We start from the raw sequence: 801 nt of genomic DNA on the forward strand, positions 1-801 counted from the left end.
ACGCAGAGTCGATCAAGAAGTTAAGCAAAAGACGTTCCATCAACAATTTTCTGGTGCATACGGCACCCGGAGGAAGAAGCGATGAAAGTGATCTACGCAGCAAACGACGGCACCCAGTTCGATGATCAGCAAACGTGCTTGGACTACGAGAATGCAGTTGACAGCTGTTCCATCGAGCTGGGCCACATCGACGAGAGGCGCAGTGCGTTCGCATCGGATGTGTTTGACGCAGGTGCTACTGTCGATTGGCTTGACGGCCGTGACGATGAGCAGTACGCGGAGCTTACGGAACCGTTTTTCATCACACTGTTGCTGCATCGCAATTACCTGCGTGATCTGTTCGACCGCTACGATGCGCATGTCGCTGAAAACCAATGAGCAGCTACACCAAATTCCGAGCCACCATTCCTGTGGCTGCGGCCGACGCCGCGTTCGTGCGTCCAATCATCGAATGGATGCTGGGCAATACTGAGCGGCCGGCCCAGCTCCCGGAGCACGAACTGTTTCAGCATGAACGCGTCGAATACGTGCTGCACAACGCGGCTGTGGAATGGTTCGAGTTCCCTGAACCTCCGGACGGCACGCAAGAGTATTACCGTGGCGCGAAGACGTTCATCGTTGATGATGAGGAAGGCGGCTTCGTACTCGAAGTGTGCGGCGGCATCAACCACGAAGACGGCGTTATCGGCCTGTTTCATGACTGGATCAGTGTATTCATCGACGAGCCGCACGGTCACGAGTACGGTTGGTTCCGATTTGAAGGGGAATGGGTGAATAGCCCTCTGTACGTAGGTCTTACGC

2 protein-coding genes are annotated in these 801 nt (G+C 55.1%); both read left to right on the forward strand.

Annotation, left to right across the window (positions count from 1 at the left end):
• Positions 1-81 precede the first annotated feature (81 nt).
• The gene (locus AC1RPJ_RS07590; protein WP_481762818.1) at positions 82-378 is read left to right on the forward strand and encodes a hypothetical protein; all 297 of its coding nucleotides are present in this window, start codon (positions 82-84) and stop codon (positions 376-378) included.
• On the forward strand, positions 375-801 hold a 427-nt coding region (locus AC1RPJ_RS07595; protein ID WP_481762819.1), incomplete at its 3' end, for a hypothetical protein. The genes AC1RPJ_RS07590 and AC1RPJ_RS07595, both read left to right, overlap by 4 nt.

This window comes from Dellaglioa sp. CoH-57-MRSF-17, assembly GCF_056782015.1.

Coding starts and splice junctions, on each gene's coding strand:
- AC1RPJ_RS07590 (WP_481762818.1), top strand. CDS start 82: ATGAAAGTGATCTACGCAGCAAACGACGGCACCCAGTTCGATGATCAG.